At 71.1% G+C, this 26,412-nt stretch carries 28 protein-coding genes and 1 pseudogene; 13 read left to right on the top strand and 16 right to left on the bottom strand.

Going from position 1 to position 26,412, the window contains the following annotated elements:
• Position 1 precedes the first annotated feature (1 nt).
• Positions 2-1,441 carry a Re/Si-specific NAD(P)(+) transhydrogenase subunit beta gene (gene pntB, locus AB0G04_RS11810; RefSeq protein WP_360980627.1) on the top strand — a complete coding sequence of 480 codons (1,440 nt, stop codon included), beginning with the start codon at positions 2-4 and terminating at the stop codon, positions 1,439-1,441.
• 38 nt (positions 1,442-1,479) lie between these two features.
• On the opposite strand, the gene AB0G04_RS11805 is transcribed toward pntB, so the two are convergent.
• Positions 1,480-1,974, bottom strand: coding sequence for a CAP domain-containing protein (locus AB0G04_RS11805; protein WP_360980623.1), 495 nt, complete (start codon positions 1,972-1,974; stop codon positions 1,480-1,482).
• Between the two features lie 152 nt (positions 1,975-2,126).
• Between AB0G04_RS11805 and AB0G04_RS11800 the strand changes: the two genes are divergently transcribed.
• The gene (locus AB0G04_RS11800; protein ID WP_360980620.1) at positions 2,127-2,558 is read left to right on the top strand and encodes a hypothetical protein; all 432 of its coding nucleotides are present in this window, start codon (positions 2,127-2,129) and stop codon (positions 2,556-2,558) included.
• Positions 2,559-2,602: 44 nt separating this feature from the next.
• Positions 2,603-3,046 carry a PRC-barrel domain-containing protein gene (locus AB0G04_RS11795; RefSeq protein WP_360980617.1) on the top strand — a complete coding sequence of 148 codons (444 nt, stop codon included), beginning with the start codon at positions 2,603-2,605 and terminating at the stop codon, positions 3,044-3,046.
• Here the strand turns inward: AB0G04_RS11795 and AB0G04_RS11790 are convergent.
• Positions 3,029-3,367 carry a helix-turn-helix domain-containing protein gene (locus AB0G04_RS11790; RefSeq protein ID WP_360980614.1) on the bottom strand — a complete coding sequence of 113 codons (339 nt, stop codon included), beginning with the start codon at positions 3,365-3,367 and terminating at the stop codon, positions 3,029-3,031. The genes AB0G04_RS11795 and AB0G04_RS11790 overlap by 18 nt on opposite strands.
• A gap of 71 nt (positions 3,368-3,438) precedes the next feature.
• On the opposite strand from AB0G04_RS11790, the gene AB0G04_RS11785 reads away from it, so the two are divergent.
• Positions 3,439-4,296, top strand: a complete 858-nt coding sequence (locus tag AB0G04_RS11785) for an alpha/beta hydrolase (RefSeq protein ID WP_360980611.1) — start codon at positions 3,439-3,441, stop codon at positions 4,294-4,296.
• A gap of 556 nt (positions 4,297-4,852) precedes the next feature.
• Here AB0G04_RS11785 and AB0G04_RS11780 read toward each other — a convergent pair.
• From AB0G04_RS11780 to AB0G04_RS11770, 3 genes are all read right to left on the bottom strand, one after another.
• Entirely contained in the window at positions 4,853-4,984 is a 132-nt protein-coding gene (locus AB0G04_RS11780) for a hypothetical protein (protein WP_360980608.1), read from the bottom strand.
• A 447-nt stretch (positions 4,985-5,431) separates the two neighbouring features.
• Positions 5,432-5,590, bottom strand: a complete 159-nt coding sequence (locus AB0G04_RS11775) for a VOC family protein (protein ID WP_360980605.1) — start codon at positions 5,588-5,590, stop codon at positions 5,432-5,434.
• Entirely contained in the window at positions 5,580-5,909 is a 330-nt protein-coding gene (locus AB0G04_RS11770) for a hypothetical protein (RefSeq protein WP_360980602.1), read from the bottom strand. Before AB0G04_RS11770 ends, AB0G04_RS11775 begins: the two co-directional genes overlap by 11 nt.
• Positions 5,910-6,823: 914 nt before the next feature.
• Here AB0G04_RS11770 and AB0G04_RS11765 point away from each other — a divergent pair.
• Positions 6,824-6,958 (top strand): annotated as a pseudogene (locus tag AB0G04_RS11765) (hypothetical protein); the annotation flags it as partial.
• A 307-nt stretch (positions 6,959-7,265) separates the two neighbouring features.
• Here the strand turns inward: AB0G04_RS11765 and AB0G04_RS11760 are convergent.
• Genes AB0G04_RS11760 through AB0G04_RS11750 form a run of 3 tightly spaced genes read right to left on the bottom strand, consistent with a single transcriptional unit; the run spans position 7,266 to position 8,522 of the window.
• Positions 7,266-7,757: a hypothetical protein gene (locus tag AB0G04_RS11760; RefSeq protein WP_360980599.1), complete on the bottom strand. Its 492-nt coding sequence runs from the start codon at positions 7,755-7,757 to the stop codon at positions 7,266-7,268.
• 50 nt (positions 7,758-7,807) lie between these two features.
• Positions 7,808-8,080: a hypothetical protein gene (locus tag AB0G04_RS11755; RefSeq protein ID WP_360980596.1), complete on the bottom strand. Its 273-nt coding sequence runs from the start codon at positions 8,078-8,080 to the stop codon at positions 7,808-7,810.
• Between the two features lie 22 nt (positions 8,081-8,102).
• The gene (locus AB0G04_RS11750) at positions 8,103-8,522 is read right to left on the bottom strand and encodes a nitroreductase family deazaflavin-dependent oxidoreductase (RefSeq protein WP_360980593.1); all 420 of its coding nucleotides are present in this window, start codon (positions 8,520-8,522) and stop codon (positions 8,103-8,105) included.
• Positions 8,523-8,626: 104 nt separating this feature from the next.
• On the opposite strand from AB0G04_RS11750, the gene AB0G04_RS11745 reads away from it, so the two are divergent.
• The 3 genes from AB0G04_RS11745 (at position 8,627) to AB0G04_RS11735 (ending at position 11,903) form a co-directional block, all read left to right on the top strand.
• Positions 8,627-9,718 carry a trypsin-like serine protease gene (locus AB0G04_RS11745; protein ID WP_360980590.1) on the top strand — a complete coding sequence of 364 codons (1,092 nt, stop codon included), beginning with the start codon at positions 8,627-8,629 and terminating at the stop codon, positions 9,716-9,718.
• Positions 9,719-9,805: 87 nt separating this feature from the next.
• Positions 9,806-11,452, top strand: coding sequence for a PP2C family protein-serine/threonine phosphatase (locus AB0G04_RS11740; protein ID WP_360980587.1), 1,647 nt, complete (start codon positions 9,806-9,808; stop codon positions 11,450-11,452).
• Positions 11,445-11,903 (top strand): response regulator, encoded by a 459-nt coding sequence (locus AB0G04_RS11735; protein ID WP_360980584.1) that lies wholly within the window; start codon positions 11,445-11,447, stop codon positions 11,901-11,903. The genes AB0G04_RS11740 and AB0G04_RS11735 overlap by 8 nt, the downstream gene beginning before the upstream one ends.
• On the opposite strand, the gene AB0G04_RS11730 is transcribed toward AB0G04_RS11735, so the two are convergent.
• From AB0G04_RS11730 to AB0G04_RS11700, 7 genes are all read right to left on the bottom strand, one after another.
• A complete protein-coding gene (locus AB0G04_RS11730; protein ID WP_360980581.1) occupies positions 11,822-14,032 on the bottom strand; it encodes an ATP-binding protein in 2,211 nt (736 codons plus the stop codon). The genes AB0G04_RS11735 and AB0G04_RS11730 overlap by 82 nt on opposite strands.
• A 29-nt stretch (positions 14,033-14,061) precedes the next feature.
• Positions 14,062-14,730 carry an AbfB domain-containing protein gene (locus tag AB0G04_RS11725; protein ID WP_360980578.1) on the bottom strand — a complete coding sequence of 223 codons (669 nt, stop codon included), beginning with the start codon at positions 14,728-14,730 and terminating at the stop codon, positions 14,062-14,064.
• 122 nt (positions 14,731-14,852) lie between these two features.
• Positions 14,853-15,950 (bottom strand): hypothetical protein, encoded by a 1,098-nt coding sequence (locus AB0G04_RS11720; protein WP_360980575.1) that lies wholly within the window; start codon positions 15,948-15,950, stop codon positions 14,853-14,855.
• A gap of 66 nt (positions 15,951-16,016) precedes the next feature.
• Entirely contained in the window at positions 16,017-16,190 is a 174-nt protein-coding gene (locus AB0G04_RS11715; RefSeq protein ID WP_360980572.1) for a CsbD family protein, read from the bottom strand.
• Positions 16,191-16,373: 183 nt separating this feature from the next.
• Positions 16,374-17,525: a CoA transferase gene (locus AB0G04_RS11710; protein WP_360980569.1), complete on the bottom strand. Its 1,152-nt coding sequence runs from the start codon at positions 17,523-17,525 to the stop codon at positions 16,374-16,376.
• The gene (locus tag AB0G04_RS11705) at positions 17,522-18,637 is read right to left on the bottom strand and encodes a hypothetical protein (protein ID WP_360980566.1); all 1,116 of its coding nucleotides are present in this window, start codon (positions 18,635-18,637) and stop codon (positions 17,522-17,524) included. The genes AB0G04_RS11710 and AB0G04_RS11705 overlap by 4 nt, the downstream gene beginning before the upstream one ends.
• Before the next feature lie 120 nt (positions 18,638-18,757).
• Positions 18,758-19,258, bottom strand: a complete 501-nt coding sequence (locus AB0G04_RS11700) for a MarR family transcriptional regulator (protein WP_360980563.1) — start codon at positions 19,256-19,258, stop codon at positions 18,758-18,760.
• A 67-nt stretch (positions 19,259-19,325) separates the two neighbouring features.
• On the opposite strand from AB0G04_RS11700, the gene AB0G04_RS11695 reads away from it, so the two are divergent.
• Positions 19,326-20,474, top strand: coding sequence for an amidohydrolase family protein (locus AB0G04_RS11695; RefSeq protein WP_360980560.1), 1,149 nt, complete (start codon positions 19,326-19,328; stop codon positions 20,472-20,474).
• Between the two features lie 70 nt (positions 20,475-20,544).
• Complete coding sequence (locus AB0G04_RS11690; RefSeq protein ID WP_360980556.1) at positions 20,545-21,255, top strand: CPBP family intramembrane glutamic endopeptidase; 711 nt, start codon at positions 20,545-20,547, stop codon at positions 21,253-21,255.
• Here the strand turns inward: AB0G04_RS11690 and AB0G04_RS11685 are convergent.
• Positions 21,221-22,102, bottom strand: a complete 882-nt coding sequence (locus AB0G04_RS11685; RefSeq protein WP_360980553.1) for a fumarylacetoacetate hydrolase family protein — start codon at positions 22,100-22,102, stop codon at positions 21,221-21,223. The genes AB0G04_RS11690 and AB0G04_RS11685 overlap by 35 nt on opposite strands.
• A gap of 46 nt (positions 22,103-22,148) precedes the next feature.
• On the opposite strand from AB0G04_RS11685, the gene AB0G04_RS11680 reads away from it, so the two are divergent.
• The 3 genes from AB0G04_RS11680 (at position 22,149) to AB0G04_RS11670 (ending at position 26,395) form a co-directional block, all read left to right on the top strand.
• The gene (locus tag AB0G04_RS11680; protein ID WP_360980550.1) at positions 22,149-22,919 is read left to right on the top strand and encodes an IclR family transcriptional regulator; all 771 of its coding nucleotides are present in this window, start codon (positions 22,149-22,151) and stop codon (positions 22,917-22,919) included.
• A 105-nt stretch (positions 22,920-23,024) separates the two neighbouring features.
• A complete protein-coding gene (locus AB0G04_RS11675) occupies positions 23,025-24,455 on the top strand; it encodes an extracellular solute-binding protein (protein WP_360980547.1) in 1,431 nt (476 codons plus the stop codon).
• Positions 24,452-26,395 carry an ABC transporter permease subunit gene (locus tag AB0G04_RS11670; protein WP_360980544.1) on the top strand — a complete coding sequence of 648 codons (1,944 nt, stop codon included), beginning with the start codon at positions 24,452-24,454 and terminating at the stop codon, positions 26,393-26,395. The genes AB0G04_RS11675 and AB0G04_RS11670 overlap by 4 nt, the downstream gene beginning before the upstream one ends.
• Positions 26,396-26,412 lie beyond the last annotated feature (17 nt).

The following is a 26,412-nucleotide window of genomic DNA, read 5'->3' as shown; positions in this document are numbered from 1 at the left end:
CATGACCATCGCAACGGCGGCGAGCGCCGCGTACATCGTGGCGGCCCTGCTCTTCATCCTGGCGCTGGCCGGGCTGTCCAGGCACGAGACCGCGAGGTCCGGCAACACGTTCGGCATCGCCGGTATGGCACTGGCCCTGCTGGCGACCATCGGGCTGGCCGTCGACGGCGAGATCGGCGCGGTGAACCTGGCACTGCTAGTGGTGGCCGTCGTGATCGGCGCCGCGATCGGGTTGCAACGGGCCGCGAAGGTCGAGATGACCGGCATGCCGGAGCTGATCGCCCTGCTGCACAGCTTCGTCGGACTGGCCGCCGTCCTGGTCGGCTGGAACGGTTACCTGCACGTCGAGGCGGACCCCGGCGGCCCCGAGGCAGCGGCTCTGAACAGCCTGGACATGCTCGGCATCCACAGCGCCGAGGTGTTCATCGGCGTCTTCATCGGCGCGGTCACGTTCACCGGCTCGATCGTGGCGTACCTCAAGCTCTCCGCGAAGATCAAATCCAGCCCGCTCATGCTGCCCGGCAAGAATTTCCTCAACGTGGGCGCGCTCGTCGTGTTCGCGGGACTCACCGCCTGGTTCGTGATCGCCCCGCAACTGTGGCTGCTGATCGTGGTCACGGTCGTCGCCCTGGCGCTCGGCTGGCACCTGGTCGCGTCGATCGGCGGCGGCGACATGCCGGTGGTCGTGTCGATGCTCAACAGCTACTCCGGCTGGGCCGCCGCGGCGGCCGGGTTCCTGCTGGAGAACGACCTGCTCATCGTCACCGGGGCCCTCGTCGGCTCGTCCGGCGCCTACCTGTCGTACATCATGTGCAAGGCCATGAACCGGTCGTTCATCTCGGTCATCGCCGGTGGGTTCGGCATCGAGGCGGGCCCGGCCGACGACAAGGAGTACGGCGAGCACCGCGAGATCAACGCCGAGGGCGCGGCCGAGCTGCTCACCGCGGCCGGCACGGTCATCATCACGCCCGGGTACGGGATGGCCGTCGCCCAGGCGCAGTACGGCGTGGCCGAGCTCACCCGCACGCTGCGCGAGCGCGGGGTGAACGTGCGGTTCGGCATCCATCCGGTCGCCGGCCGGCTGCCCGGGCACATGAACGTGCTGCTCGCCGAGGCGCGTGTCCCGTACGACATCGTCCTCGAGATGGACGAGGTGAACGACGACTTCGCCGGCACCTCGGTGGTTCTGGTGATCGGCGCGAACGACACGGTCAACCCGGCCGCGATGGACGACCCGTCCAGCCCGATCGCCGGGATGCCGGTGCTGAAGGTGTGGGAGGCCGACCATGTGATCGTCTTCAAGCGGTCGATGGCGTCCGGCTACGCGGGCGTACAGAATCCGTTGTTCTTCCGGGAGAACACCGCGATGCTCTTCGGCGACGCCAAGGACCGCGTCGAGGACATCCTGCGGGCGGTGTCCGCTCTGCAGCCCGCCCGCTGACACACCGAAGGCCCCGGCCGGAGCCGGGGCCTTCGACGTCAGAAGCCGAAATTCTGGGTGTAGTACGGGGTGCCGCTCGCGGCGTGGACGACGCCGACGCCGACCGTCCTGGACTTGCAGCTGAGGATGTTGGCGCGGTGGCCGGGGCTCTTCATCCAGCCGCCGACCACGGCCGACGCGCTCTGGTAGCCCCAGGCGATGTTCTCCGCCGACGGCTTGGCGTAACCGGCGGCCTTGCTGCGGGCCACGAACGTCGAGCCGCTCCGGCCGGTGTGCGAGAACTTGCCGGTCTGCGCCATCCAGGCGCTGTGACCGCGGGCGGCGGTGGTGAGCGCGGCGTTCACCTTCAGGGCCGCACAGCCGCCCTTGACCCGCTCGACGTTCACCAGGCGGTTGATCTCCGCCTGCAGGGTCTGCTCGGTTGCCTTCGCCGGGGCTGCTCCGGCCGGGGACGCGATCATCGTGGCGGCGCCGGCGGCGGCCGCGGGAGCGAGGAGGGCGGCGACGGCGAGGCGGCGAAGAAGCTGGCGCAAGAGCAGACCCTTTCGGAGTACGTGACCCGCGTTCTCGTGGGCTCACCGGTTGATTCGGCCGCTCTCCGGGCGCGGTGATCACCGGCACGGTGCGTCACGGTCGCCATCCGGTTGCTCACCGTCGGGACCTGCCGGCACCTACCCTGGCGAGCGTGGAACGGATCGAGTTCAGGACGGACCGGCAGGAGATCGGCGACGCCGGCCTGCGGTCGGTGATCGTCCCGTACATCGGTGGAATGAGCCTGATCGACCGGGTGCGCAAGGTCGAGCAGCGGTTCGCCGGCTCTTCGCCGGCCGGCGGATATGCCGGTCTGTTCCCGTCCGAGGTCGCCTGGCCCCGTCGGCACTACCTCGGCGAACCGGCGCTCAGCTGGTTCGGCGACGGCGACACCGTACTGCTCGGCTGCGTCTGCGGCGAGTGGGGCTGCTGGCCTCTCACCGCCACCGTCACCGTTGATGACTGGACCGTCACCTGGTCCGGCTTCCGCCACGGGCACCGCGAGAACTGGGACTACCGCGAGGTGCGCGATTTCGTCTTCGACCGGACCGCCTACGAGGAGGCGTTGCGCGCCACGGCGGAGTGAAAGCCTCCACGGCCGGGTAAGCGGATAAGGAGGAGGTGGCGTTGATGGCAGAATCTTTCGGCACGCTCGCGGCGTTGAATGACACCAAACAGCTGGTCGCGAACCCGGCCGAGGACATCCGCGGCCGGTCGGTCGTCGACAGCGGCGGCGAGAAGATCGGTACCGTCGCGGATCTGATGGTCGAGACCGAGACCAACCATGTGCGGTTCCTGCGGGTCGAGCACGGCGGCATCCTCGGGTTCGGGGCACAGTCCTCGTTCGTCCCGGTGGAGGCGATCGTGCGGATCACCGAGGACGAGGTGCACGTCGGCTCGTCGAAGGGCCATGTCGCCGGCGGACCGGCGTACGACCCGGACCTGATCGGCGAACGGGCCTACTACGAGCAGATCTACGGCCACTACGGGCAGAATCCGCCGTACGCGGCGGGATCGATGTACCCGGGCCTGACCGGACTGACCGGCGGACCCGGACTACCGCCGGTCCGCTGACCGGGCGAGCGCCCAGTCACAGATCGCGGCGAGCGGCTCCTGCAGGGTCTTCCCCAGGGCCGTGAGCGAGTACTCGACATGCTGCGGCGGGTCCTCCTTGAGGACCCGCCGTTGTACGAGTCCGTCGCTCTCCATGTCGCGCAGCGTCCCGGTGAGGACCTTCTGGCTGATCCCGGCGACCCGGCGGCGCAGCTCGGCGTGCCGCTGCGGCCCGGCCAGCAACGCGTAGATGATCAGAACCCGCCACTTCGACGCGAGCCGTTCGAGTGCCTGCCGGGTGGCGCAGCTCTCCTCCAGCACGTCCGGAACGATCAGTGCCACGGTGTCCTCCCGAAGGGCACCTGGAAGTGCCTTCTGTCCGGTCAGCGGGGGTTCAGCCTAGCGTCGGCGGCATGCTGACACACATCACCTTCGCCGTGGACGGGATCACCCTGGCCGGCGACCTCCGGATCGCCGGGGACGGAGCACCCGCGGTCGTGCTCACCGGGCCCTTCACCGGAGTCAAGGAACAGGTCACCGGCGGGTACGCGGAGCGCCTGCAGCAACGCGGCATCAGCACCCTGGCGTTCGACCACCGCGGGTTCGGTGCCAGCGGTGGGCGCCGGGCGCACGAGGACAGCCAGGGCAAACTCGCCGACCTGCGGGCCGCGGTGAGTGTACTGGCGGCGCATCCGGCGGCCGACGCGAAGCGGATCGGCGCCGTCGGGATCTGTCTCGGCGGCGGCTACGCCGTGCGGGCCGCGGCCGCCGACCCGCGGATCCGGGCGGTCGCCGGGATCGCCGGTGCCTACAACAGCACGGTGCGGTTCGCCGCCGGGGACCCGGACGGCTACCGCGGCGCGCTCGTCTCGTTCATCGAACGCTGGGACGAGGAACTCCCGGCGGTCGCGGCCGGTGGGGCGCCCGCGGCGATGGGCGGCGATGAGCCGTACGCCTACTACGGCACCGGGCGCTCGCGGGCCGCGACCTGGGAGAACCGGGTCACCTACGGTTCGCTGCACGCGCTGATGACCTTCGACGCGCTTCAGGCGGCACCGCTTCTCGGTGCGACGCCGCTGCTCGTGGTGCACGGGCGCAAGGACGACTACTGCTCACCGGAGCTGGCCCGGGAGCTGCACGATCAGGCGGCCGGGCCCAAGCGGATCATCTGGCTCGACGCCGGGCAGCACATCGACCTGTACGACGTCGAACCGCACGTCACCCGGGCCGCCGACGAGACCGCGGCGTTCCTGCACGAGCACCTGCGCTGAGTCTCAGTGCCTGTCTCGCGACTCCAAGAGAAACATCCGAAGACGCGGATCGCGGCTGGAAGCGGATGCCGGTTGCTCCGGCCCCGGCCCAATGCTCTTCAGCTGGGCGGTGTGAGCAGATGTGCCCCTCGGCGGCGGCTTCCTGCAGCCCGTCTCGGCTGCCGTGGTCTTCCGGCAGCACGGCAGGTAAGCAGGGGGCGATCAACGCCCGCAGTGCTGCTTCTCGATGCGGTGGATTCCATGCGTGTACCTGCGCCCGGCGTAGCTGAACGTCAACGGCGACGGCCTGGCCCGGACCGGTGTCGTCCATCGCGTCTGTTGGCCCAAGGCATGCCCGGCACGTCGCGGCAGTTCGCCGGGTTCGCAGCGGCAGATCTATCTCGCGGCCGGCGGCGAAGGCAGCGTCCTGCGTTGACCCCGGTCGAGGCCGGAGCGATGAGGACACCACTCGACCTCGTCGCCGAACGACGACCGATGCGTTCGGCGACGAGGTCGAGCGCGGGAACAAGCCTCCCGGATGAACCGGTGGCGTGCGACGCCGGGACCCGGCGTCGGATTACCGGAGCGGACCGATCAGGATGCACTTGGCCTGAATCGGATCCCACTCCGTGCCGGGCGGGCACGGCGCCGCGACCGACGGAGCGGCGAACGGGCCGGCCAGGAAACCCAGCCCCAGCAGGACGGTCACCACGACTCTGGAAGCATGCCTACGCACTATGGGGCTCCTCGGTTGCTCGCGTTGATGCCTCGCGGTGCGCCTCGGCCACACCGGTCGGCGACGCTCTCGATCGTATCGAGACGCAGCGCCCAGCATAAATGTTTTCTCCACGTGTGGGGGGACGACGTGACGGTCGCAGGCGCCACACCCGGTCCGGCGGTAGACCCGCGGAGACGGCGAAAGAGTCGGTCTCCACGGTGGACCGGGGACATCAGTCAAGCGGACCGGAGTTCACCTTCGACTGCACGGAGCCTGAGCGCGTCGCTCGTTTCTGGTGCGAGGTGAGGGTACGTTGTACCGCCGCGGAGGGGTGCGCGGCGTGGGACGATTTCGATCGCGCGGTGCAAGCGTCGCTTTCCGAAGTCGCGGAACTCGATGGAGGCTGCCGAGCGGACCCGCCACCGGGCTTCCGGGTAACTACGTCGAGGGCTCCCGCCTGGATAAGTCCAGACAAAGACAGAAGGAGTGACCTGCGGGATCCAGGAAGACCCGGTAGGACGTACCGGGCTGGCCCGGATGTCTGGTTGCGCCGAGATCGATCACTGTTTCGGCGGCGTCGAGGTCGTCAACGAGCATGCCGAGGTGCATCTGCTTGGGCCGGCCACGTCGGCGGCATGTAGTCAGCCACCCGATGGAATGCGATGCACTGGCCGTCCTCAGAGCAGGCCGAAGCCCGGTCGGCGGAGACGTCGATCTTCCGATCCGGCATCGCGCCGCAAAACCTGGCGAGCACGCCAGGATCGGGACAGTCGATGGCCATGCAGGCCAAGATATCGACCACTGCGGCATGCGAGGAGGGTTGCGTGTCGCGACGACGATCTGGCTGGCTGTTTGGGAACCGCCAATCGAGGAGTCTCCCGAGAACATCCTGACCGAGATTCTCCATGACTTTCATCCAGCCCGACCTTGCCTGGGCTCTGGAATCTTGGCGTTCGCTCCGATATCACCCGGAAGTTGACCGCATCTGACCTGCACTGGTCTCGGCACGACAAGACGCTGCCCCGAGGCCGTCGGATACCGGCCGTGAGGGAGTTTCGGCCGAGCGCGGACAGTGGCAGATCCGGGTGCTCGGGCGACGTCGCCGGCGGTGCTGGTCCATGGAAGGAACGGCGCTCGGCCAGCGAGGCTGTACCACTGACAGCCCCATGAGAACGTGCATCAGGATCACTGCGAGAGAGGTGGCTGGATCACCAGCGGCCGGCAAGAGGGCCAGCAGCAACGCCGGCATTGCGAACACGGCGAGGGCTGCCATCCGGAACCAGTGGCGCTGCAGACCGGCCCAGGATCGCAGAAGTACTAACGTACCTGCGGCCAGCAGTAGCGCGGCGCCGTGCAAGGGCGCTGCCCAACACACGGCGATGATCACATGAAGGGCGACGACGAGGACCTTCGAGGCGTGGGGAAGCTCGCTGCTCACCTCAGTTGCGTGAAGGACCGCAAGCGTCGAGAGGTCGAGCATGAAGTAGAGCAACAGATGCGCGGCTAGCCAAACGCGCGACGACGTGTCCCTGATCCTCCGCAGGGGTGAGCACCGAGAAACCACGGAAAGGGAGGCCATGCGCCCAATCTAGGACTCCGATGCCGTACCGCGTCGTCTCGGATCCAGTGACGTCCGTGACGTGTCCCCACGATGTCCGCTCTTCGGCAGATCCGTGCGTTCGCAGAGCCACCTCCGGTCTGGCTGGCGGTGACGCAGCGTCGTCCGATGGGGATGCGGCGCATCCGGCACCTATCGACGCTCGTTGTGGCGGTCGTGGCGGACAGGGTGGCGATCGATGTGTCGGCAGGGTTCCGTGAGCAGCTCTACCGATGCCTGACCAGGGGGCCGACGCCTTGTTCGAGCTGACGGACGCCCAGTTGTGCACCGACGGGCCGGTCAAGACGCTGGTCGGGTTGTCGCTGGCGCCGGAGCACCGGCGTGGCCACGCTGCCATGTACGACGCCCTGAACCGCGGCCGTATCGACATCGAGCCGCTGCGCCGACAGCGGTGCTGGCGGGCGTTCCTGCGCCGCTTCGACATCGGGCACACCTTCCGTCTGGTCGACAGACCCTCGCCGCGCGACCAGCAGCTCGCCGGCGCGTGCGCCTCTACCCAGTCGGCCCGGCCCCGGACGCCCGCCAGGCTCCCGCAACCGGCAGCTCGCTGCCCGTCACGACGTGAGGCTGATCCTGGTCACCGGCCAGCCTCCCCAGCGACCGGCCCATCACCAGAAGGGCACCAAGCCCCGCCGGACTGGTTGAACGACAAGCTCAGTCGGCGACGGTGGGGGAGCCGGCCAGATCCATCCGCTTGCGGCCGGCCCCGTCCCGGTCCACGTTGTAGTGGATGTAGCCGGTGGCGTGCCAGCCGCCCCTCGTCGACGACTCGCGGTAGGCACTCTCGCACGTGAACACGTCACCCTCGTCGCTGTTCACCCGGGTCGCCAGGTCACATGCGCCGTGCGCCATCACCCCGGTGTGCTGCCGCAGCTCGTAGTGGATGACCAGCTCGTCGAACTTGCGCCGCCCGTCGGCCGTCGAGTCGCCGCCGTTGCTCCACGACACGTTCGCGTACGCGCCGCGCGTCGGCGATCCGTGGTACAGGCAGATCCGTACCCGCAGATCGGTGTTGAAGCCGGGTGTCTCGAACTCGATCTCCTGCGGCTTGCTGCACGAATTGTCCGCCCACGCGGGCGACCCGGTCGGTGCCACGGTGCCGGCCGACGCCAGCACCGCAGCCACCAGGCATCTCGTGATCCTCATGGTGCACACCCCCTGCAGTCATCATGACCGCAACCGGGGGCTCGGCGTGTTCACCTGCGAAAACGGCTACTGTGCAGGTCGCGCAGCTCGGCCTCGAACACCGGCACCGGCCCCTCGGCCACCGCGCCCGGCACGACCGCGGTGATCGGCAGCGGCGCCACCGGCCCGGCCGGCACACCCCATTCGGTGAGCCAGGCGACCAGCACCTTGCCGTCCGGACCGACCAGCACCGAACCGAACGGCTCGTCACCGTCGGCGAGCGCCTCCCGGGCCAGGTCGACGCACCGCCGCAGGTGGGTCAGGTCGTCATCGGTGATCACCATGCGGGCAAAATATCCGGTTCGATCACGCGCGGCTCAACTCGAGGACCGGGATGGTCCGGATCCCGGCGGTCTTCTCCGCGTAGCCGGCGAAGCTGGGGTAGCGGCGGGCCTGCTCGGCGAAGATCCGGTCCCGTTCCTCCCCGGTGAGTTCACGAACGGTCACCGGGTAGGTCTCGGTGCCGCGTTCGACGGTCCCGGTGCCGGCCGACGTGAGGTTGTGATACCAGCCGGGGTTGTCCGGCGCGCCGCCCTTGGAGGCGATCACGTAGACCACGTCATCGTCGGTGTCGTGCGGCAGGTACATCATCGGGCTCACCATCTCCCGGCCGGAGCGCCGGCCACGGTGGTGGACCAGCACCATCGGCGCACCGGCGAACGGGCCGCCGGCCTGTCCGGCGTTGGCCCGGAACTCCGCGATGACCTTGTCGTTCCAGTCGCTCATGCGATCTCCCGTCGTCACCACCATCATGCCGTGCCGGCCGGCGACGCAACCGCCCGCACGCCGGAGCCGTCATGTCGGGTAGGCCACGGGAGGGAGACCGGTTGATGCGCGGGGTTGCGGTGATCGTCTACGCTCCGGACCCGTTGAGACGGATATGCAACATCCTCGTTGCCCTGGCCGCCCTGATCGCAGGAGTGGGCGGGGTGGCGGCGCCTGCGCGGGCCATCGCCAACGGTGAGGCCGTACCGGACGGGCGCTACCCGTTCGCCGTCAAGATCACGACGCTCGACATCCCCACGGCGGACGGCGGGACCAGGGACAGCTCCTGCTCGGGCGGGCTCATCTCGCCGCACTGGGTGATCACCGCGGCGCACTGCTTCCGCGACCTCGGCGGCAACCGGGTGTCCCGCACCGTCGCGGCCCGGAACATCGTCACCGTCGGGCGTGCCGACCTGAAAGGCAGGGCCGGATACACCGCCGACGTGGCCGAGGTGGTGCAGCACGGCTCCGCCGACGTGGCGCTGGTGCGCCTCGACCGGGCCGTCACCGCGATCGCCCCGCTGCGGCTGAACCGGTCGAAGCCCTCGACCGGGCAGAAGGCCAGACTCGTCGGGTACGGGTTCACCAGCGCTGGTGCGAAGAGGACCCCGGACCGGCTGCGTACCGGACGGTTCGAGGTCACCTCGGTGGCCGGAACCGAGATGGGGCTGTCCGGGATCGCGCCGCGCAGCAACACCAGCCCGTGCGAACGCGACTCCGGTGGGCCCTACTTCACCGAGAGCGGCTCCGCGGCGACCCTGATCGGTGTGGTGAGCCGCGGACCGGACTGCCCGCACACCGGGCCGGACATCGCCACCCGGGTGGACGCCATCGCCCCGTGGATCCGGTCGGTGATCAAGGACGATGTGGCGGCTGCGCCGTCGCCGTCGAAGGCACGCAAGGGCTCCGGGCGTACGACCGCCGCGCCGGAGGCGACCGGAGAGGCCGCGCCGCGCACACCCGCCTCGGCCACCGCGGGGTTGTCACCCGTCGTCCTCGTCACCATCCCGGCCGTGGCCGTCGGTTTCGTGGCGGTGCTGCTCGCGGCCGGACGCCGGCGGGGCCGTCGGCGAGGCGCCCATCACCGGCGCGCGGACGGGCCCGGCAGCGCCCGGCGGAGCCCACCCGCGCCCGAGGTGAGGCGGCGGCGCCCGTAACGTGATCACGACGCCGGTTCGCCGCCGCTCGCCGGGGGAACAGGAAGACCCGCGGGCCGGGGAGGGCGCCGTGGAACGGAGGGGACGGTGCGGGAAGCCGATGCCGGATGGGCCGCGTCCCTGCACCGGATGTGGACCTCGGTCGTCCGGATCACCGACCGCGACGAGCTGGCCCGGCTGATCCTGCCGCCGCTGCAGGCGTTGCCCGGCGTCGTCGCCGTGTGGGGGCTGCGGCACGCCCCCGGCGACGGTGTCCTGGAGTACCGCTGGACCGGCGTGCCGCTGGAAGGCGATCGCCGTGACCTGGCCCGCGCCGCCGCGGCCGGCCTGATCCCGCCCGGTCTGCCCGAGCTGGGCTTCGCCGGGATCGTCCGGGACCGTTTCGACCTCGCCGGTGAGCCGGCCGGGACGATCCTCGTGGCCGTCGACGACACCGCGGACGTGCCGATGATCCGCACCTGCCTCGGTCAGGTGATCGAGGTGACCCGGGAGGCGATCCGGCGCCTCGCCCTGCGCCGCGCCGAACTGGCCCAGCAGACCCGCGACGCGCTGCTGGCCGAGGCGTCGCTGCAGATGGACGCGGTACTCGACACCACGCAGACGATACGGCGGATCCCGCGGATGGCGGTCCCGGCCATCGCCGAGGGCTGCCTCGTCTACGTCGCCGAGGACGGTCGCCCCGTGCTGCGCGGTTCGGTGCACGTCGACATGCGCCGGCTGGCCGCCCTGCTCGGCGACCCGGCGGTGACCGCCCACCTGGAACATCTGGTGAGCCGGGCCTTGCAGGGCGCGGCGCCGCCGGCCGACACCGCGCTGCTGGCCACCCGGGCCGCCGATCTGCAGCCGCTCCTGGCCCGGGGGCAGGTCGTCGGCGCCATGGTCTTCCTCTTCGACCGCGACGACGCGGCGATCCCACCGGCCGGGTTCCTGCGTGACCTGGCCGCCCGGGCCGCGCTCGCCATCGACAACGGCAGCCGCTACGAACGCCGCCGCCGGGACGTCCTGACGATGCAGCAGCACCTGCTGCCGACCCGGCTGCCGGAGATCGAAGGGCTGTCGGCGGCCGCGGCCTACCTGGTCGGCGACCGGGTCATCGAAGTGGGCGGTGACTTCTACGACGTGGTGACCGCCGCCGACGGTACGACGGCGGCGCTGATCGGTGACGTCTGCGGCCGTGGTGTCGAGGCCGCCGCCCTCACCGGCATGGCCCGGCACACCCTCGCCGCCCTGCTTCAGGAGGGCGTCACCCCGGCCCGCGCCATGACCGGGCTCAACGCCCGGCTGCGCCTGGACGGCTCGTGGCGCTTCGTCACGGCGGGGGTGGCCTCGCTGCGGCCCGCGGCCGGTGGCGTCGCCGTCGACTGGGTGTCGGCCGGGCATCCCGCGCCGGTCGTGCTGCGGCAGAAGGGGGACCCGGTCCGCGGTGACGGCGGCGGCGCGCCGCTCGGCGTGCTCGCCGTACCGCGGATCGCCGCGTCACGACTGTTCCTGGAGACCGGCGACACGCTGATCATCTTCACCGACGGACTGACCGAGAGCCGCGGCCCGGACGGTGTCATGTTCGAGGACGATGCCCTCGGCCGGACCATCGACCGGCTCCGTGACCGGCCGATCGGGGAACTGGTGCACGAACTGGCCGCCGCCTCCGCCTCCTTCGGCGGAGCACACACCGATGACATCGCCGTCCTGGCGATCCGGGCAGGACTGGCGAACGAGGTGAACGGCGATGAATGACCTGATCTTCGTGGTGGAGGACACCGACGAGGACGTCGAGGCGATCGAGCGGGCGATCAGCCGGTCCCATCCGCACCTGCACCCGGAGTTCTTCCGCTCCGGGACCGAGGTGCTCGCCCGCCTGGCGGAGCCGGGTGGCCGGCGGCCGTGGCTGATGCTGCTCGACCTGAACATGCCCGGCGAGGACGGGCTCGAGGTGATCCGGCGCCTGCGCGGCGACTCCGGGCTCGACGACCTGACGATCGTGGTGTTCAGCTCGTCGGAGGACGAGGCCGAGACCGATGCCTGCCATGCCGCCGGAGCGGACAGCTACATCTTCAAGCCGCTCAACTTCGCGCTCTTCCAGAGCGTCCTGAGCCGGACCCTGGACTACTGGAGAGGCCGGCCCCGGTCCGGGAACGTGGCCCGGACGGTCGTGCCGCCGCCGGGGGAGTCCTCGGCCCACACCTGACCGCCGTGCCGCTCCACGATCCGGCGCACGATCGCCAGTCCCGCACCCGAGCCGTCGTGCCCCGCGGCAGCCGGGTGCAGGCGCCGGAACAGCTGGAACGCCTGCTCCCGCAGGTGCGCCGGCATGCCGATGCCGTTGTCCCGCACGGTCAGGTCCGGTCCGCCGCTGACCGACACCCGGCGCGGGCCGTCCGGACGGGCGTACTTGGCGGCGTTCACCAGCAGGTTCACCAGCACCTGCTCGAACATCACCGGATCCGCGGACACGATCGTCCCCGGCTCGGGCAGGTCCACCGTGACCCGCGCGTCGCGCAGCCGCGGTCCGGCGACGTCGAGGGCCCGGGTGACCGCCTCCCGCAGATCCAGCGGTTCCCGCAGCGGATCGGTACGCCCCAGCCGGGAGTAGTACAGAAGTGCGTTGAGCAGTTCGTCCATTCGTGCCGCCAGACGCTGGATCGACGCCAGCCGGCGAACCGTCACCGGGTCGAGGCCCTCGGCGTCCTCGGCGATGAACGTGGCCGTGTTCGCGATGCCCCGCAGCGGCTCCTTCAGGTCGTGCGCGGCCGCGTGCGCGAACGAGTCCAGGTCCACGTTGCTGCGGGTCAGCTCCACGTTCAGGGCCGACATCCGCCGGGCGTTGGCCACCGCGATCCCGATCACGGCGCGGCCCAGCTCGACCGCCATCGCCAGGTCGTTCGCCGACCACGCCGCGCCGCGGCCCCGGACCGAGGCCAGGAACACCGCCGCCGACCCGCGTGGGGTCAGCCGCCGGCCGTGGGGACCCAGCGACACCGGTTCGGACGGGTCGGCCGCCCAGCGCCGGGGCACGGTGCGTTCGCCGCGCAGCCAGACGATCCGGTCACCGTCCGGCACCGACGGCAGGACCAGGGCCCCGGCCACCGCCGGTGACAGCCCCGCCAGGGCCGGCAAATCCTCGCCGAGCCGGTCGCTGTGCCACAGCTCGCCGGGCGGGAGCTCCGGCAGGGCCGCGAGCAGCGCCGCCACCGCCTCCGGACCCGGGTCGGCACCGTGCACGGCGACCTCGCCGCCGGCGTTCACCAGCACCGCGTCACAGGCGATCAGCGTGGCCAGCCCGGCCGGTTCGACCGGCCACGGCCCGGACACCCCGGCGGAGGCATCCTCCAGCAGCCGGGCGATGACCCTTCGCGACCCGTCCCGAGCCGCGGCCCCGTCCCGTTCCCCCAATGCGGCCAGGTGCAGCGACAGGGCCACCCCGAACAGCTCACAGGCGGCCCGGACCTGCGGCCGCAGGGCGGTCACGTCCCGGCCGTGGCAGGCGATCAGCCCCCACAGCCGCCCGCCGGACAGCAACGACACCGACATCGACGACCGGACCCCGATGTTGCGCAGATACTCCAGGTGGAACGGCGACACCGTCCGCAGCACCGACATCGACAGGTCGAGGGGCTGACCGGTCTCCGGCAGCACCGGGGGCAGCAGGCCGGCGGTCGTGTCGGCGACGTCGGCTATCACCCGGATCCAGTTGCGTTCGTACAGGCGGCGGGCCTGCGGCGGGATGTCGGTCGCGGGGAACCACAGGCCCAGCCACGGCTCCCAGCCGTCCGCCACGTCCTCGGCGATCACCTCGCCCGGCCCGTCCTGGCTCTCGAACCGGTAGGCGACGACCCGGTCGTACCCGGTGATCGCCCGGATCTCGCGTACCGCGGCGCGGCACGCCTCGACCACCGTGCCGGCCGACTGCAGCCGGGTCAGCGACTGCCGGATCGGTGTCCAGACCGCCGGGAAGTCAGCGGCCGACCCGCCCGGTTCGAACTCCAGCACCAGCATGCCGCCGGACCGGTGGACGGTCACGTCGAATCGCCGCGCCCCGGTCGTCTCCACCGGCATCATCGCGGTCTGCCCGGTGTCCGCGTCGGCCAGGCTCTCCAGCGTGGCCACCTGGGTCACGTCGATCAGGCGGGTCACCGGGGTGCCGGCCAGGCCCGGAACACCGAGCATCCGCTCCGCGTTGTCGCTGGTCACGACGATCACACCGGCCCGGACGGCGATCAGTGCGCCGTACGACTGGACGCCGCCGAGCAGATGGATCGGCTCCCGCACGCACGCGGTCAGGTCGAAGCCGCCACCGGCCGTGCGTTCGGCCGCCACCACCCGGTCGGGCAGCCATTCCGGGGTGCTCAGGACGGGGCCTGCACCATGAAGGAGCTCTCCGCAGTGAATCCGGAGCCCTCGGGCTTGTCGATGTACAGCGAGCCGTCGTCGCGGCGGTGCACCAGGTGTTCGGGGTAGTTCTCGGAACGGAGGCGGACCGTACCCACGTCGGTGCCGGCCTCCTGGCAGAACGTGGCGTCGGCGCGGAACAGATCGGAGTCGTCGGAGGCGTCGAAGCGCAACCGGTAGTCGAAGTGACGCAGGTAGCGGCCGTCCGCCACACGGAACGAGAAGCAGCTGTCGTCCGCGAGCCCGGCCACCACGGTCAGGGTGGCGGGATCGGCCGGTGACATCTTGGCGTCGTCGCCGTTGACCGTCAGGTAGGTGTCCGGGTCGCCGAGCGGCGACAGCAGCCACGACCCCGTGGTGAGCTGCACCTTCGCCGGGTCCGGGGTGGTGGGATCCGGTTCGGGCGCGCCCGTCGGCGGCCCGGCGGCGGCCGCCGCGGCCGGTGGGGAGTCGCCGCCGGCGGTGCTGCTCCATGCCGCCCAGCCGAGACCGAGGACCGCCACGACGCCCGCGCCCACGCCGGCGGTGAAGGCTCTGGGGAGCCCGCCCGGCCCGCCGCCACGGATGTCGGCGCCGCCGCGCCCGTAGACGGTGCCCGACGGGCGTGAGTGATCCTGATCGGTCATCGGTGCGGTCGCTCCCTTCGCTTCCGGACGCCGATGATCCCGCCACCAGCTTCCGGGGGCGAAGGTTACCGGGCGATGGTAACGGGCCGTCAGATCAGGGCGGTGGAACAGGAGTGGTGAGATCAGAGCAGGGGAATCGGTCCGTGACGGCGGTCGGTGAGGCGGGTGGCCGGGTCCGGGGCGTGCCGGCTCAGGACCTCCCGGACCAGCGCGATGCCGGCGTCCAGGTCGTCCACCACGCCGATGTCGATGAGGGTGGAGGTCTGCCTGCCGCCCGAGGTGCCGCCGGTCACCATCGCCGTGCCGCGGTCCGCCTCGCGCAGGGTGCGGTTCAGGTCGGCGCAGACCTCGGCGGCGTACGAGTGGCGGCGCCCGGTATCGGGCAGGTCCAGAGCGAGGTCGAAACGGCGCGAGGCGCGTAGCGGGCTGGGGCCGAAGCGAGCCGCGATCAGCGAGCCACGCGGCGCGCCGGTGGTGGTCTCGTCGACCCAGGCACGTTCGGTGTCGTTCTCCGGGGTGGGCAGCGGGCCGGCCGCCAGGGTCTCCTCGGCGGCGGTCAGCAGTTCACGCCAAGCAGCGAACGGGAACGCGCTGCCGGGCCGGCGCACGCTGTACAGGTCGCGGGTGACGTTCGCGGTCTCGGCCTGGTCGACCGCCCAGTCGCCGGCCGCGTCCGGTCGCCAGACGATGCCGTGCGGGCGGCCGTCGGCGCGGTGCAGCCAGTCCCGGGTCCGTGGCCAGAATCCGGCGCCCGGCGGTGGCGGGCCGAACGCGGCGTCCATCAGCGGGGTGATCGCGTCCAGGTCGTCGCCGGGGCCGAGGATCACGAACCGGCCGGCCAGAGCCAGAACCGGGCCCGGATGCCGCAGGGTGGGGTCGGCGACGGCGGCGGCGCGCGCGATCAGGTCCAGCTCCGCCCAGCGCAGCGTGTCCGGATGCCAGTGCGCCTGATCGTCCCAGCCGATCTCCAGGATCTCGGCCGAGCCGGGGGTGCGCATCCCCAGGTCCACCATGTCGAGCTCGCCGTCGATGTCCAGCACCAGGGCGTAGCCCCGGCCCACCGGGATCTCCACGACGATCGAGCCGGCCTCGGCCTCGTCCTCGTCGAGGTCGTCGTCGTCCCAATCGTCCTCGTCGTCGACGACGTCGGCCTGGAACAGGTAGGCGCGCCAGAACTCCGGGGTGTCCAGGCGTTTGTGCAGTTCGGCGGGGAGCGGCATGCCGGACAGCCTAATGAAACGGCCCGGCCGCGGCGGGATGCCGCGACCGGGCCGGAACAGAGTCCGTCAGGACTTGAAGACGTCCTTGATCTTCTCGCCCGCCTGCTTGAGGTTCGAGGCCTTCTGATCGGCCTTGCCCTCGGCCTCCAGACGCTCGTCGTCGGTGGCCTTACCGACACCCTCCTTGACCTTGCCGCCAACCTCTTCGGCCTTGTTGTCTACCTTGTCGTCGAACGACATCGGGACACCTCCAGATCACGGATGTACGCCTATGCCAATACCCGGTAATCCGGATCCGAATCCTCCACGAACCGGGAACGGACGGACGCGAGGTCCCGGACGTTGAGGCAGCCGTCCCGGTCCAGGTGGCGATCGATGCCCATCGACGGGACGTGCCGCCGGTGGCCGTACCGGAAGAAGGATCTAAGGGGGCGGCAACGGTGTGCCGGACGGGTCGGAGAGCCAGGCACGCAGTGCCGCGGTGTGTTCGCCGAGCCCCGGCGGCGAGGCCGGTGCGGCCAGGGGCGCGCGGGTCCAGGTGATCGGGTGCCGGATCTGGGTGCTCCCGGACGGCAGCGTGATCAGTGGTTTCAACCCGTACGCGCCGGCCCGGCCGATGGCGTCGCCGATGTCGCCGACCAGCCCGGCGGGCACGCCGGCGCCGGTCAGACGCTGCTCCCAGCATTCCGCCGTGTCGCCGGCGAGCACCCGTTCCAGCTCGGTGACCAGGGCTTCGCGATGGGCGACGCGGGACGGGTTGTCAGCGAACCGCGGGTCGCCGGCGAGCTCCGCGACGCCGAGCTCGGCGCAGAGCCGGGCGAACTGGCGGTCGTTGCCGCACGCGACCGCGATCGGGCCGTCCGCGCAGTGCAGCGTCTCGTAGGGGGCGATCGACGGATGCCGGTTGCCCATCCGGCCCGGTGGCGTCCCGGTCGCCAGGTAGCCCGACGCCTGGTTGACGAGACTGCCGAGCAGGCTGGAGAGCAGGTCGACCTGCACGTGGTCGCCCTGGCCGGTACGGGAGCGCCGGTGCAGCGCGGCCAGGATGCCGATCGTCGCGTCCTTGGCGGTGAGCACGTCGACCAGCGCCACCCCGGCCTTGGTCGGTTCACCGCCGGGGGCGCCGGTGATGCTCATGAGGCCGCCGACCGCCTGCACCAGGAAGTCGTATCCGGGCAGGTCGGTGCCGGGTCCGAAGCCGGTAACCGTGCAGTAGACGACCGCCGGGTTGATCTCGGCGACGGTCTCGTAGTCGAGGCCGAAGCCCCGCATCCCGGCCGGGCGCAGGTTGTGCACGAGCACGTCGGCGCGGGCCGCGAGTTCCCGCGCTGCGGCCCGGTCGTCGTCGAGGGCCAGGTCGAGGGCGAGACTGTACTTGCCACGGTTCAGGCCGTCGAAGTATGCCGACGAGCCCGCCGTCCACGGTGGACCCCAGCTGCGGGTGTCGTCGCCGCTGCCGGGGCGTTCCACCTTGACGACCGTGGCGCCCAGGTCGGCGAGGGTCATGGTGGCGAGCGGGCCGGCGAGGACACGGCTGAAGTCGGCCACCAACAGGCCGTCCAGGACAGTGGTCACCGTCCGGACGCTACCGGTTCTCCGCCGCGGGAGGGCCCTACCGGTTCTGAGTCGCGGGAGATGTCCAGGAAACCGATGCCGGCCTCCGCGTCGATGTCGAGGCCCGGCTCGTCGCCGAAGTCACCCCGGCGGATGGTGCTGCCGCCGCTCACGCCCCCCTTGTGGTCGCCGTACAGGCTGATCCCGCCCGCACCGCCGGCCAGCGCGATCCGTACCGGAACCCTGCCGGACGTGTCGATCCGCCAGGTGTGCACGCCCCCGGCCATCAGGATCGGCAGGGTGTTCGCGAGGCGGCCGAGCTCGATGTCGATGGTCTGCGCCCCGCCGACCAGATCGAGGTCGCGGACCGTGCCGCCGGTCAGATCGAACGAGGCGGTGTGCACGCCGGCGCCCATCTTGAGCCGCCAGACGATGTTTCTGCTGAGCGCCACGTCGACCCGGCCGCTGCCCCTGCCGGAGCCGTCGGGTTCGGCACTGACCGTCAGCGTGCCGTCGGCGAACCCGGCGTCGACATCGAGGCCGGAGCCCCTGGGGGTGCTCACCCGGAACCCGTCGTCGTCCAGGTCGGCGATCCGGACCGACAGTTCGGTGACGCCGGTGATCAGTTCGAACCGAGCCTCGGTGATCGCCGGTGGTCTGGGCGGCGCCGGTGGCGCCGGCGGTGCGGTCGTCGCCGGCTTCTTCGAAGGGGTCGTCTCGCGGGGCGCGACACTCGCCGGTGCCGCGGAAGCCGGGGCCGGCGGGACCGTGGTGACGGTGGCCGGCGCGGGGGCGGCGATGTCGTTGCGGGGCTGCCCGGTCTGCTGACGGGTCAGCAGCAGCGTGCCGATGATGACCAGTCCGGCGAGCAACCCGGCCAGCAGGACGGGACGACGGCGGCGGCGTTGCGGTGCGCCGGCCGCCGGCGGGCGCGGTGTGCGGTCCCGCCGGTGCGGGGCGTCCGGCCAGTAGTCGGAGATGTCGGGCAGCCGCACCGGCAGCGGGCGCGGTGCGGGACCCGGATCGACGATCGGGGCGGGTTCCTCGCCGGCGACCGGTTCCGCGTGGCCCGGTACGTACCCGGCTATCCGCAGTCTCGGGCGCTGGCCGTCTCCGGCGCCGTTCCGCTCCACACCAGTCTCCCGGTTACCCCTCGTCGTGATTCCCCGTGGAGGGTACGGACACGGAGCGTGGAAGGTTCAGCTGCGCGATGAATCACTGACCCAGCGTGGCAACTGTGGCCCGTTCCCGGGTCAGCCGGCCGTGTCGCCGAGTGCGATCAGCAGGTCACGAAGGCTGTCGATGGCGGCCCGCGTCACCTCGGGTGGCACGTCGCGCAGCAGCGCGGACTGGGCGGCGCTGGCGGCGCGGACCGCCTCCTCGGCCTTGCCGATGCCGGTGGGGGAGAGGCGCACCCAGGAGCTTCGCGCGTCGGCCGGGTCGGGGTCGCGCTCGACCAGTCCGGCGAGGGTGAGCCGGCGCAGCACGTTGCTGGTCCCACCGGAGGTCAGGGCGAGCCGCTGGCTGAGCACCGACGGCCGCAGCCGGTAGGGGTCGCCGGCGGACCGGAGGACGGCGAGGATCTCGTACTCCGCCCTGGTCAGCCCCAACCGGGCCAGCCGTGTCTCCACCGGGGCGTTGAGCAGGGCAGACACCCGCGCGGCCCGTTTGCTGACGGCGAGCTCGTCACCGACCACGCCCGGCAGCTCGGTGCCCCATGCTCCGGCGATCTCGTCCACCACGTCCCTGGCCACCGTGTCATCGTACTTGCGTCCATAAAGCTTTCGAGTTAGCTTTCAAAAAAGCTTTCTGGGGAGTGAAATGGATCTGCTGATCACCGGTGGCCGCCTCGTGGACGGCGCCCGTCGCGACATCCTGATCGAGACCGGGCGGATCGCCGCCGTCGGCTCGGTCCCGCACGCCGGGGCCGCCGGAGTGATCGACGCGAGCGGCCTCGTCGTCATGCCCGGCCTGGTCGACGGTCATCGCCACGTCTGGCAGGCGGCGCTTCGCGGCCTCGGCCCGGACATGACGCTGCCCGCGTACCTCGACGAGGTGCTCGGCCGCATCGCGCCGTCCCTGGATGCCGGGGAGGCCCGGCTCGCCACCCTGCTCGGCGCGGCCGAAGCCCTGGACGCCGGGATCACCACGGTCTTCGACTTCAGCAACGTGATCCGGTCGGCCGAACACGGTGACGCGGTCCTCGACGCCTACGCCACGGCCGGTGTCCGCGCGGTCCTCGGCCACGACACGGTGCCGGCGACCTCGGGGCTCGTCACCCCGGCCGTCGCCGTCCACGCCGACCCGCTCCGGCAGATCCGCCTCGCCCGTGACCGGGGAGTCATCGCCACCATGCACGCGGGCGGCGGTGGCGGCCAGGTGCGTGGCCTGCACGCCGCCGGGCTTCTCGGGCCGCACCTGCACCTCGTGCACGTCAACGGGATGACACCCGAAGAGGCGGAACTGCTGGCCGGGACGGGGACGACGGTGACCGTCACGCCGGTGGTCGAGGCGACCATGGGACACGGCCGGTCGCCGTGGAGCACGTTCGCGGCCGCCGGTGGGCGCGCCGGGCTCGGCACCGACGTCATGGTCAACGCCCCGGCGGACCTGTTCGAGCCGCTGCGCGACACGCTCCGGACGCACCGGATGGACACCGGCACCATGCACCCGGCCGGCGACCTGCTGGCGACGGTGACGTCCGGCAGTGCGCGTGCCATCGGTCTCGGCGGCGTGACCGGCGCGATCGAACCCGGCCTCGCCGCCGACCTCGTGCTGCTCGACGGCTTCGCCCATCTCGCCGACGATGCCGATGTCACCGGTGCGGTGGTCACCACCGCGGGTGTACGCGACGTACACACCGTGATCGTCAACGGCCGGGTCGTCAAGCGCGACGGCCGACTGACCACAGTTGACCTGCCCGGACTCCGTCGCGTGAGCGCCGAGCGATTCGCTCGTTTCTTTCAGTAGCGAGTTGAACCTCACACGCCGTCACGATGATCCGGATTTGCGGACGGCCGCCGGGTAGGGTCTGGTCCTCGTGACCCACCGCCGTCTGCTCCTCGTCCTCGGTGCCGTCGTGGCGATCCTGGCGGTCGTCAACGTCGCCAACAAGTACGGCCCCTCGGGCACCGGCCTCGTCGCCGGCCCGCTGGTCGCGGTGATCCTGGTGGTGCTCGGGCGGCGCGCCGGGCTGAGCTGGCACGACCTCGGCCTGTCCCGCAGCACCCTGCTGCCGGGCCTGAAGTACTCGGTCGCGGCCGTCGCGGCGGTGGCCGTCGTCTACGCGATCGGGGCCGCGATCCCGGCGACCCGCCCCGCCTTCCAGGACGTCCGGTACCACCTGCACCTGAGTACCGCGCTGGTGACCGCGTTCGTGGTGGTGCCGCTCGGCACCGTCCTGCTGGAGGAGGTCGCGTTCCGGGGTGTGCTGATGGGCCTGGTCAACCGGCATCGCGGGGCGGTCTGGGCCAGCATCACCTCGTCGGTGCTGTTCGGGCTCTGGCACATCCTGCCGTCGCTGCGGCTGAACCGGGCCAACGAGGCCGTCGGCTCGGCCTTCGGCACCGACTGGACCGGCCAGGTCCTCGCGGTGGCCGGCGCGGTGGCCTTCACCGCGTTGGCCGGGCTGCTGCTGTGCGAGCTGCGGCGCCGCAGCGGCAGCCTGCTCGCCGCCGCGGCTCTGCACTGGGCCACCAACGGCCTCGGCCTGCTGATCACCGCGGGGCTGGCCACCGTCCGGATCGCCTGACGCCGCCGCCGACCGCGACGACGACGTTGGTCAGTGTTCCGAGTGCGGGCGACGTGATCTCGACGGTGTCGCCGGGGCACACGGTGAAGCCGGCGTCCGGCACGAGGCCGGTACCGGTCAGCAGGATCGCCCCGAACGGGAAGGTCAGCGCCCGGAACAGCCAGCCGGCCAGGTCCTCGAAGTCCCGGGCCATGGCCGACGTCGACGTCGACGCGGCGTAGACCTCACACCCGGCGCGGAGCACCCGCAACCCGATCCCGAACGGGCCCGGGCCGGCCGCCCAGCTCGGCACGATCGCCGGGCCCAGCGCGCAGGAGCGGTCGTAGATCTTCGCCTGCGGCAGGTACAGCGGGTTCTCGCCCTCGATCGACCGGCTGCTCATGTCGTTGCCGAGGGTGTAGCCGAACACCTCACCGGCGGCGTTGAGCACCAGGCCGACCTCGGCCTCGGGCACGTCCCAGCCGGAGTCGGCGCGGATCCCGACGGCGTCGCGGTCGCCGACGACCCGCCACGGACTTGCCTTGAGGAAGATCTCGGGGCGTTCGCTGTCGTAGACGTGGTCGTAGAGGGAACCGTGCAGGGACTCCTCCTTGCGCCCGTCCCGGCTGCGCCGGTAGGTCACCCCGGCCGCCCACACCTCCTGCCGGTCGACAGGCGGCAGCGTCCCGCCGCCGGGCATTGCGCCGCGGGCCGTGCGGGCGGCGGCCTCGACCACCGCCCTGGCCCGGTCGGACGGCCACGCGAGCAGGTCGGCGAGAGTGTGATCGAGTTCGGTCCATCGGCCGTCCTGGCACACTGCCCAGCGGGACCGGTCGCCGGCCCGCAGATGGTGTAGAGAGATCGGCATGTGACCCTCCGTTACCCTGTCGTGGAGATCGAAAGGAACTATCGACGTGGCCCGTGTGGTACCGGCGGTCATCCGCGCGCTCGACATCCTCGAACTGTTCCTGGACCGGCCGGAGATGTCGGCCCGCGAGGTGATCGAGCGACTCGACCTGCCCCGGACCACGGTGCACGAACTGCTGGTCACGCTCGTCGAGCGCGCGTACCTGGTTCCCGTGCCGGGCCAGCCGGTGCGGTACCGCCTCGGCCTGCCGGTGTTCCAGCTCGGCGCGGCGTTCGCCGGCCGGCTCGACCTGGTCCGTGAGGCGCAGGGTGTCGCGCGGGACGTGGCCGCCGCCTGTGACGAGGCGGTGCATGTGGCCGTCCTCGACGGCGCCGACGTCATCTACCTGGTCAAGGTGGACAGCACGCACCCGGTCCGGATGGTCTCGGCGGTGGGGCGGCGGCTGCCGGCCCACTGCACGGCGGTCGGCAAGATCCTGCTGGCCGGTCTGCGCCGGGCCGAGCTCGACGCCGTGCTGACGAAGGATCCGCTGCCGGGTATGACGCCGGACAGCATCACCGACCCGGACCGCCTGCGGGCCCATCTGGACGTGGTCCGGGCCGAGGGCCTTGCGGTGGACATGGGTGAGTCGGACAGCGCCATGCGCTGCGTCGCCGCCGCCATCCGGGATCATTCCGGCGCGACCGTTGCCGCGATGAGCGTCTCCGCGCCGATCATCCGCTGGACCGAGCAGGCGCATCCGCAGTGGTCCGAGCTGGTGCGCGACGGCGCGGCCAGGCTCTCCGCCCGGATGGGACATCAGGCTCGGCGCCGATAGCGCGAATCGAGACATTGACACCCTTCACGTTTCTGTCCTAGCGTCGCGTCCACTCGGTTCGGTATATCGAACCACGTTCGAAATCTCGAACAAAGGGAGAGCGCGATGGAGCAGAACCCGGTGTGGTCCCGGCGCGGCTTTCTGGGGATGGGGGTGGGGGTTCTCGGCGGGGCGGGTCTGGCCGCGTGCGGCGGCGGCACCGCATCGCCGCCCAAGGCGCTGGCCGAGGTCCCACAGGAGCTGATCGACGCCGCGGCACCCCTGAAAGGCTCCGCGATGGGCATGCTGTCGCAGAAGCTGTACTCGACCGCGGCGAACGAGGCACTCGACGGCTCGATCCGCAAGTTCGCCGACGCCACCGGTACGAAGATCGAGAACAGCCTGGTCCAGGCCGACGCCGGTGACGTCGTCGCCAAGATCCACGCCGAGGTCGAGGGTGGCGTCGCCCGGGACCTCGCGTTCATGACCGACTCACGGTTCGTCGCGCAGTTCCATGCGCTCGGCGACCTGGAGGACGTGACGGACATCGTCACGGCGCTGACCGCCAGGTACGGCGAGCCCTGCGCCGAGGCCAAGAACTTCTGCGTCTTCGACGGCAAGTGGTTCGCGATCCCGTACCACTTCATCGGCATCGGGTCGTTCCTGCGCAAGGACTGGATGGGGGAGAAGGGGATCACACCGAGGGACGTCTACAGCTGGGAGGAGCTGCGCGACGTGTGCCTGGAGATCTCCGACCCGGGCAAGCGCCGGTTCGGATGGGGCATGACGGTGAACCGGTCCGGTGACGGCAACGGCATGATCGAGGCGCTGATCAACTCCTACGGCGGGGCGATCGCCTCCAACGACGGCCGGAAGGTCACCTTCGACACCCCCGAGACGGTCCAGGCGGTCACGTTCCTGGGCGACCTCTACACCAACCCGAAGTACCAGCCGATGCACCCGCCGGGAGCCGATAGCTGGACCGACACCAGCAACAACGAGAACTGGCTGGCCGGCGTGCTCGGCTATACCCGCAACAGCTTCAGCGTCTACGCGGACTCCAAGACCAAGAGGAATCCGGTGTACGGCAACACGCACGTCTTCTCCGACTGCATCGGCCCGGCCACCGACAAATCGCTGCTGCTCGGGCAGTCCCAGGGCTTCGTGGTGTTCAAGGGGGCGAAGAACGGTGCCCTCGCCAAGGTCCTGGCGCAGTACCTGGTCAGCGCGCCCGCCCTGGTCGGCGTGGCCAAGGAGGCACCCGGCCTGGCGATGCCCGCCTGGGAGAAGGTCTGGGACGCCGACCCGTTCTTCAGCGGCGGCGACCCGGCGTTCCCGATGCTGCGCACCATGTCTCAGCAGCCGTTGCCGCTGCCCACGAAGAACGGCCTGTCCTTCCCGCAGAAGGCCAGCGCCGGGCAGCAGGCCGTCGTCGCGGCCTACGTGCTCACCGACATGATGCAGCAGGTCCTGCAGGGTGCCGCGCCCGCGCAGGCGGTCACCACCGCGCACGCGAAGATGGTGCAGATCTTCGCTCAGCAGGGGCTGCCGCAGTGAGGTCGCTGCGCACCGCGCCGGCCCCGGTGGCGAAGGCGGCGTCGCCACCGGGGCCCGGATCGCTCACACCGGCCCAGCGGCGGCTGGGCCGGGACTGGCGGCTCGCCGCACTGTTCCTGACGCCGACCGCCGTGCTGGTCGGCGCGCTGGTACTGGTGCCCATCGTCCAGTCGATGATCACCAGCACCACCGAGCGGCACGGCGCGGACAGCGTGTTCGTCGGCCTGGACAACTACACCGGGCTCGCCGGGGACCAGCAGTTCCGTACCGGCGTGGTCAACTCGTTCGTCTTCACCGCGTACGCCGAGGTGTACAAGGTCGTCCTCGGCCTGGCCGCGGCCCTGCTGCTGCACCGCCTCCGTCGCGGGCGGGCCCTGCTGACCGGGCTGCTGCTGGTGCCGTGGGTGGTCCCGACGGTGGTGACCGCCTTCAGCTGGCGTGCCCTGCTCGACCCGATCTTCGGCAGCGTCAACACGCTGCTCACCGCGTCGGGCATCGGTCCGCTGCTGGCGAGTCTGCACCTGGTGGACAGCTGGCCCGCCGGCTGGCTGTCCGACCCGTCGCTGGCCATGCCGTCGGTGATCCTGGTCAACGTGTGGAAGGGGGTGCCGTTCTTCACGGTCTGTTTCCTGGCCGGGCTGAAGGCCATTCCGGCCGACCAGTACGAGGCCGCGACCATCGACGGCGCCTCCACATGGCAGCAGTTCGCGCACGTGACCCTGCCCGGACTACGGCACGTGATCACCGTGACGGTGACCCTCTCGTCGATCTGGACCTTCAACAACTTCGACCTGATCTGGCTGCTCACCCAGGGCGGCCCCGGTGACGTGACCGCCCCGTACGTGCTGGTCGCCTACTCGAAGGCGATCCTGCAGCTGCAATACGGCGCGGGGGCCGCCGTCACGCTCGTCATGCTGCCGGTCATCGCCGGACTGGTGTTCGTCCTCGTCCGGCTGTTGCGCGAGGACGCCGGCAGCCGGCCACCACGGTGGACCGGCCCGTCCCGCAGAGCCGCACCGTGGGTCATCGCGGCGCTGGTCACCGGCCTGCTGGCCTGGGCCTCGCCGGAGATCTTCTGGAAGGCGGCGGTGGTCCTGGCGGTGATCCTGCTGATCGCGGCCGTCGTGTCACGAGCGGGAGCCGGATTCGCGCTGGCCGGGCTCCTCGCGTTCGTACTCGCCCCGATGTACTGGATCTTCGTGACGGCGTTCAAGTCGGAGAGCCAGGTCGTCATGCGCGACAACGACCTGTGGCCGTCGCCGTGGACGCTGGAGCAGTTCGGGGCCCTGTTCACCAACCAGCCGTTCGGCCGCTGGTACCTCAACACCCTGATGGTGTCGGCGGCGTCCACCACGGTGGCGCTGCTCTGCGCCGCCCTGGGCGGGTACGCGCTGGCCCGGCTGCGGTTCCGCGGGGCACAGGGGTTCACCGTCACGGTGCTACTCACGTACGTCATGCCCGGCGCGCTGCTGTTCATCCCGCTGTACCAGTTGCTCATCGGGGTCCGGCTCACCGACTCGCTGTGGTCGCTGGTGGTGACGTACCCGACGTTCACGCTGCCGTTCGCCATGTGGCTGCTGACCGGGTACTTCGCGTCGATCCCGATCGACCTCGAGGAGGCCGCGCTGGTCGACGGCTGCACCCGGATCCAGGCGTTCGGGCGGGTGGTGCTGCCGCTGGCGAAGCCGGGACTGCTCGCGGTGGCGCTGTTCACGCTGACCAACGCGTGGAACGAGTTCCTCTTCGCCTTCGTGTTCATCACCAAGGACGAGTTCAAGACGCTCCCCGTCGGGATGCAGTCGATGATCGCCGGCGACGTCGTGCCGCAGGGCCAGCTCGCCGCGGCGTCACTGCTGGTCAGCATTCCCGTGGTGGTCATGTATGCGGTCGGTCAGCGCTTCCTGACCGAGGGGCTCACCGCCGGTGCGGTGAAGGGCTGAGCGAGGGGGCGATCGGG

It is taken from the genome of Actinoplanes sp. NPDC023801 (genome assembly GCF_040639655.1).
Taxonomy (GTDB): Bacteria; Actinomycetota; Actinomycetes; order Mycobacteriales; family Micromonosporaceae; genus Actinoplanes.
Note: the sequence above shows the minus strand (reverse complement) of the source record. Positions and strands in the feature narration are given on the sequence as shown.

Excerpts from the sequence above, each read along its gene's own strand:
- pntB (WP_360980627.1), top strand. The coding sequence starts at position 2 with ATGACCATCGCAACGGCGGCGAGCGCCGCGTACATCGTGGCGGCCCTG.
- AB0G04_RS11795 (WP_360980617.1), top strand. The coding sequence starts at position 2,603 with ATGGCAGAATCTTTCGGCACGCTCGCGGCGTTGAATGACACCAAACAG.
- AB0G04_RS11785 (WP_360980611.1), top strand. The coding sequence starts at position 3,439 with ATGCTGACACACATCACCTTCGCCGTGGACGGGATCACCCTGGCCGGC.
- AB0G04_RS11775 (WP_360980605.1), bottom strand. The coding sequence starts at position 5,590 with ATGCTCGTTGACGACCTCGACGCCGCCGAAACAGTGATCGATCTCGGC.
- AB0G04_RS11770 (WP_360980602.1), bottom strand. The coding sequence starts at position 5,909 with ATGAAAGTCATGGAGAATCTCGGTCAGGATGTTCTCGGGAGACTCCTC.
- AB0G04_RS11760 (WP_360980599.1), bottom strand. The coding sequence starts at position 7,757 with ATGAGGATCACGAGATGCCTGGTGGCTGCGGTGCTGGCGTCGGCCGGC.
- AB0G04_RS11755 (WP_360980596.1), bottom strand. The coding sequence starts at position 8,080 with ATGGTGATCACCGATGACGACCTGACCCACCTGCGGCGGTGCGTCGAC.
- AB0G04_RS11750 (WP_360980593.1), bottom strand. The coding sequence starts at position 8,522 with ATGAGCGACTGGAACGACAAGGTCATCGCGGAGTTCCGGGCCAACGCC.
- AB0G04_RS11745 (WP_360980590.1), top strand. The coding sequence starts at position 8,627 with ATGCGCGGGGTTGCGGTGATCGTCTACGCTCCGGACCCGTTGAGACGG.
- AB0G04_RS11735 (WP_360980584.1), top strand. The coding sequence starts at position 11,445 with ATGAATGACCTGATCTTCGTGGTGGAGGACACCGACGAGGACGTCGAG.
- AB0G04_RS11725 (WP_360980578.1), bottom strand. The coding sequence starts at position 14,730 with ATGACCGATCAGGATCACTCACGCCCGTCGGGCACCGTCTACGGGCGC.
- AB0G04_RS11720 (WP_360980575.1), bottom strand. The coding sequence starts at position 15,950 with ATGCCGCTCCCCGCCGAACTGCACAAACGCCTGGACACCCCGGAGTTC.
- AB0G04_RS11715 (WP_360980572.1), bottom strand. The coding sequence starts at position 16,190 with ATGTCGTTCGACGACAAGGTAGACAACAAGGCCGAAGAGGTTGGCGGC.
- AB0G04_RS11695 (WP_360980560.1), top strand. The coding sequence starts at position 19,326 with ATGGATCTGCTGATCACCGGTGGCCGCCTCGTGGACGGCGCCCGTCGC.
- AB0G04_RS11685 (WP_360980553.1), bottom strand. The coding sequence starts at position 22,102 with ATGCCGATCTCTCTACACCATCTGCGGGCCGGCGACCGGTCCCGCTGG.
- AB0G04_RS11675 (WP_360980547.1), top strand. The coding sequence starts at position 23,025 with ATGGAGCAGAACCCGGTGTGGTCCCGGCGCGGCTTTCTGGGGATGGGG.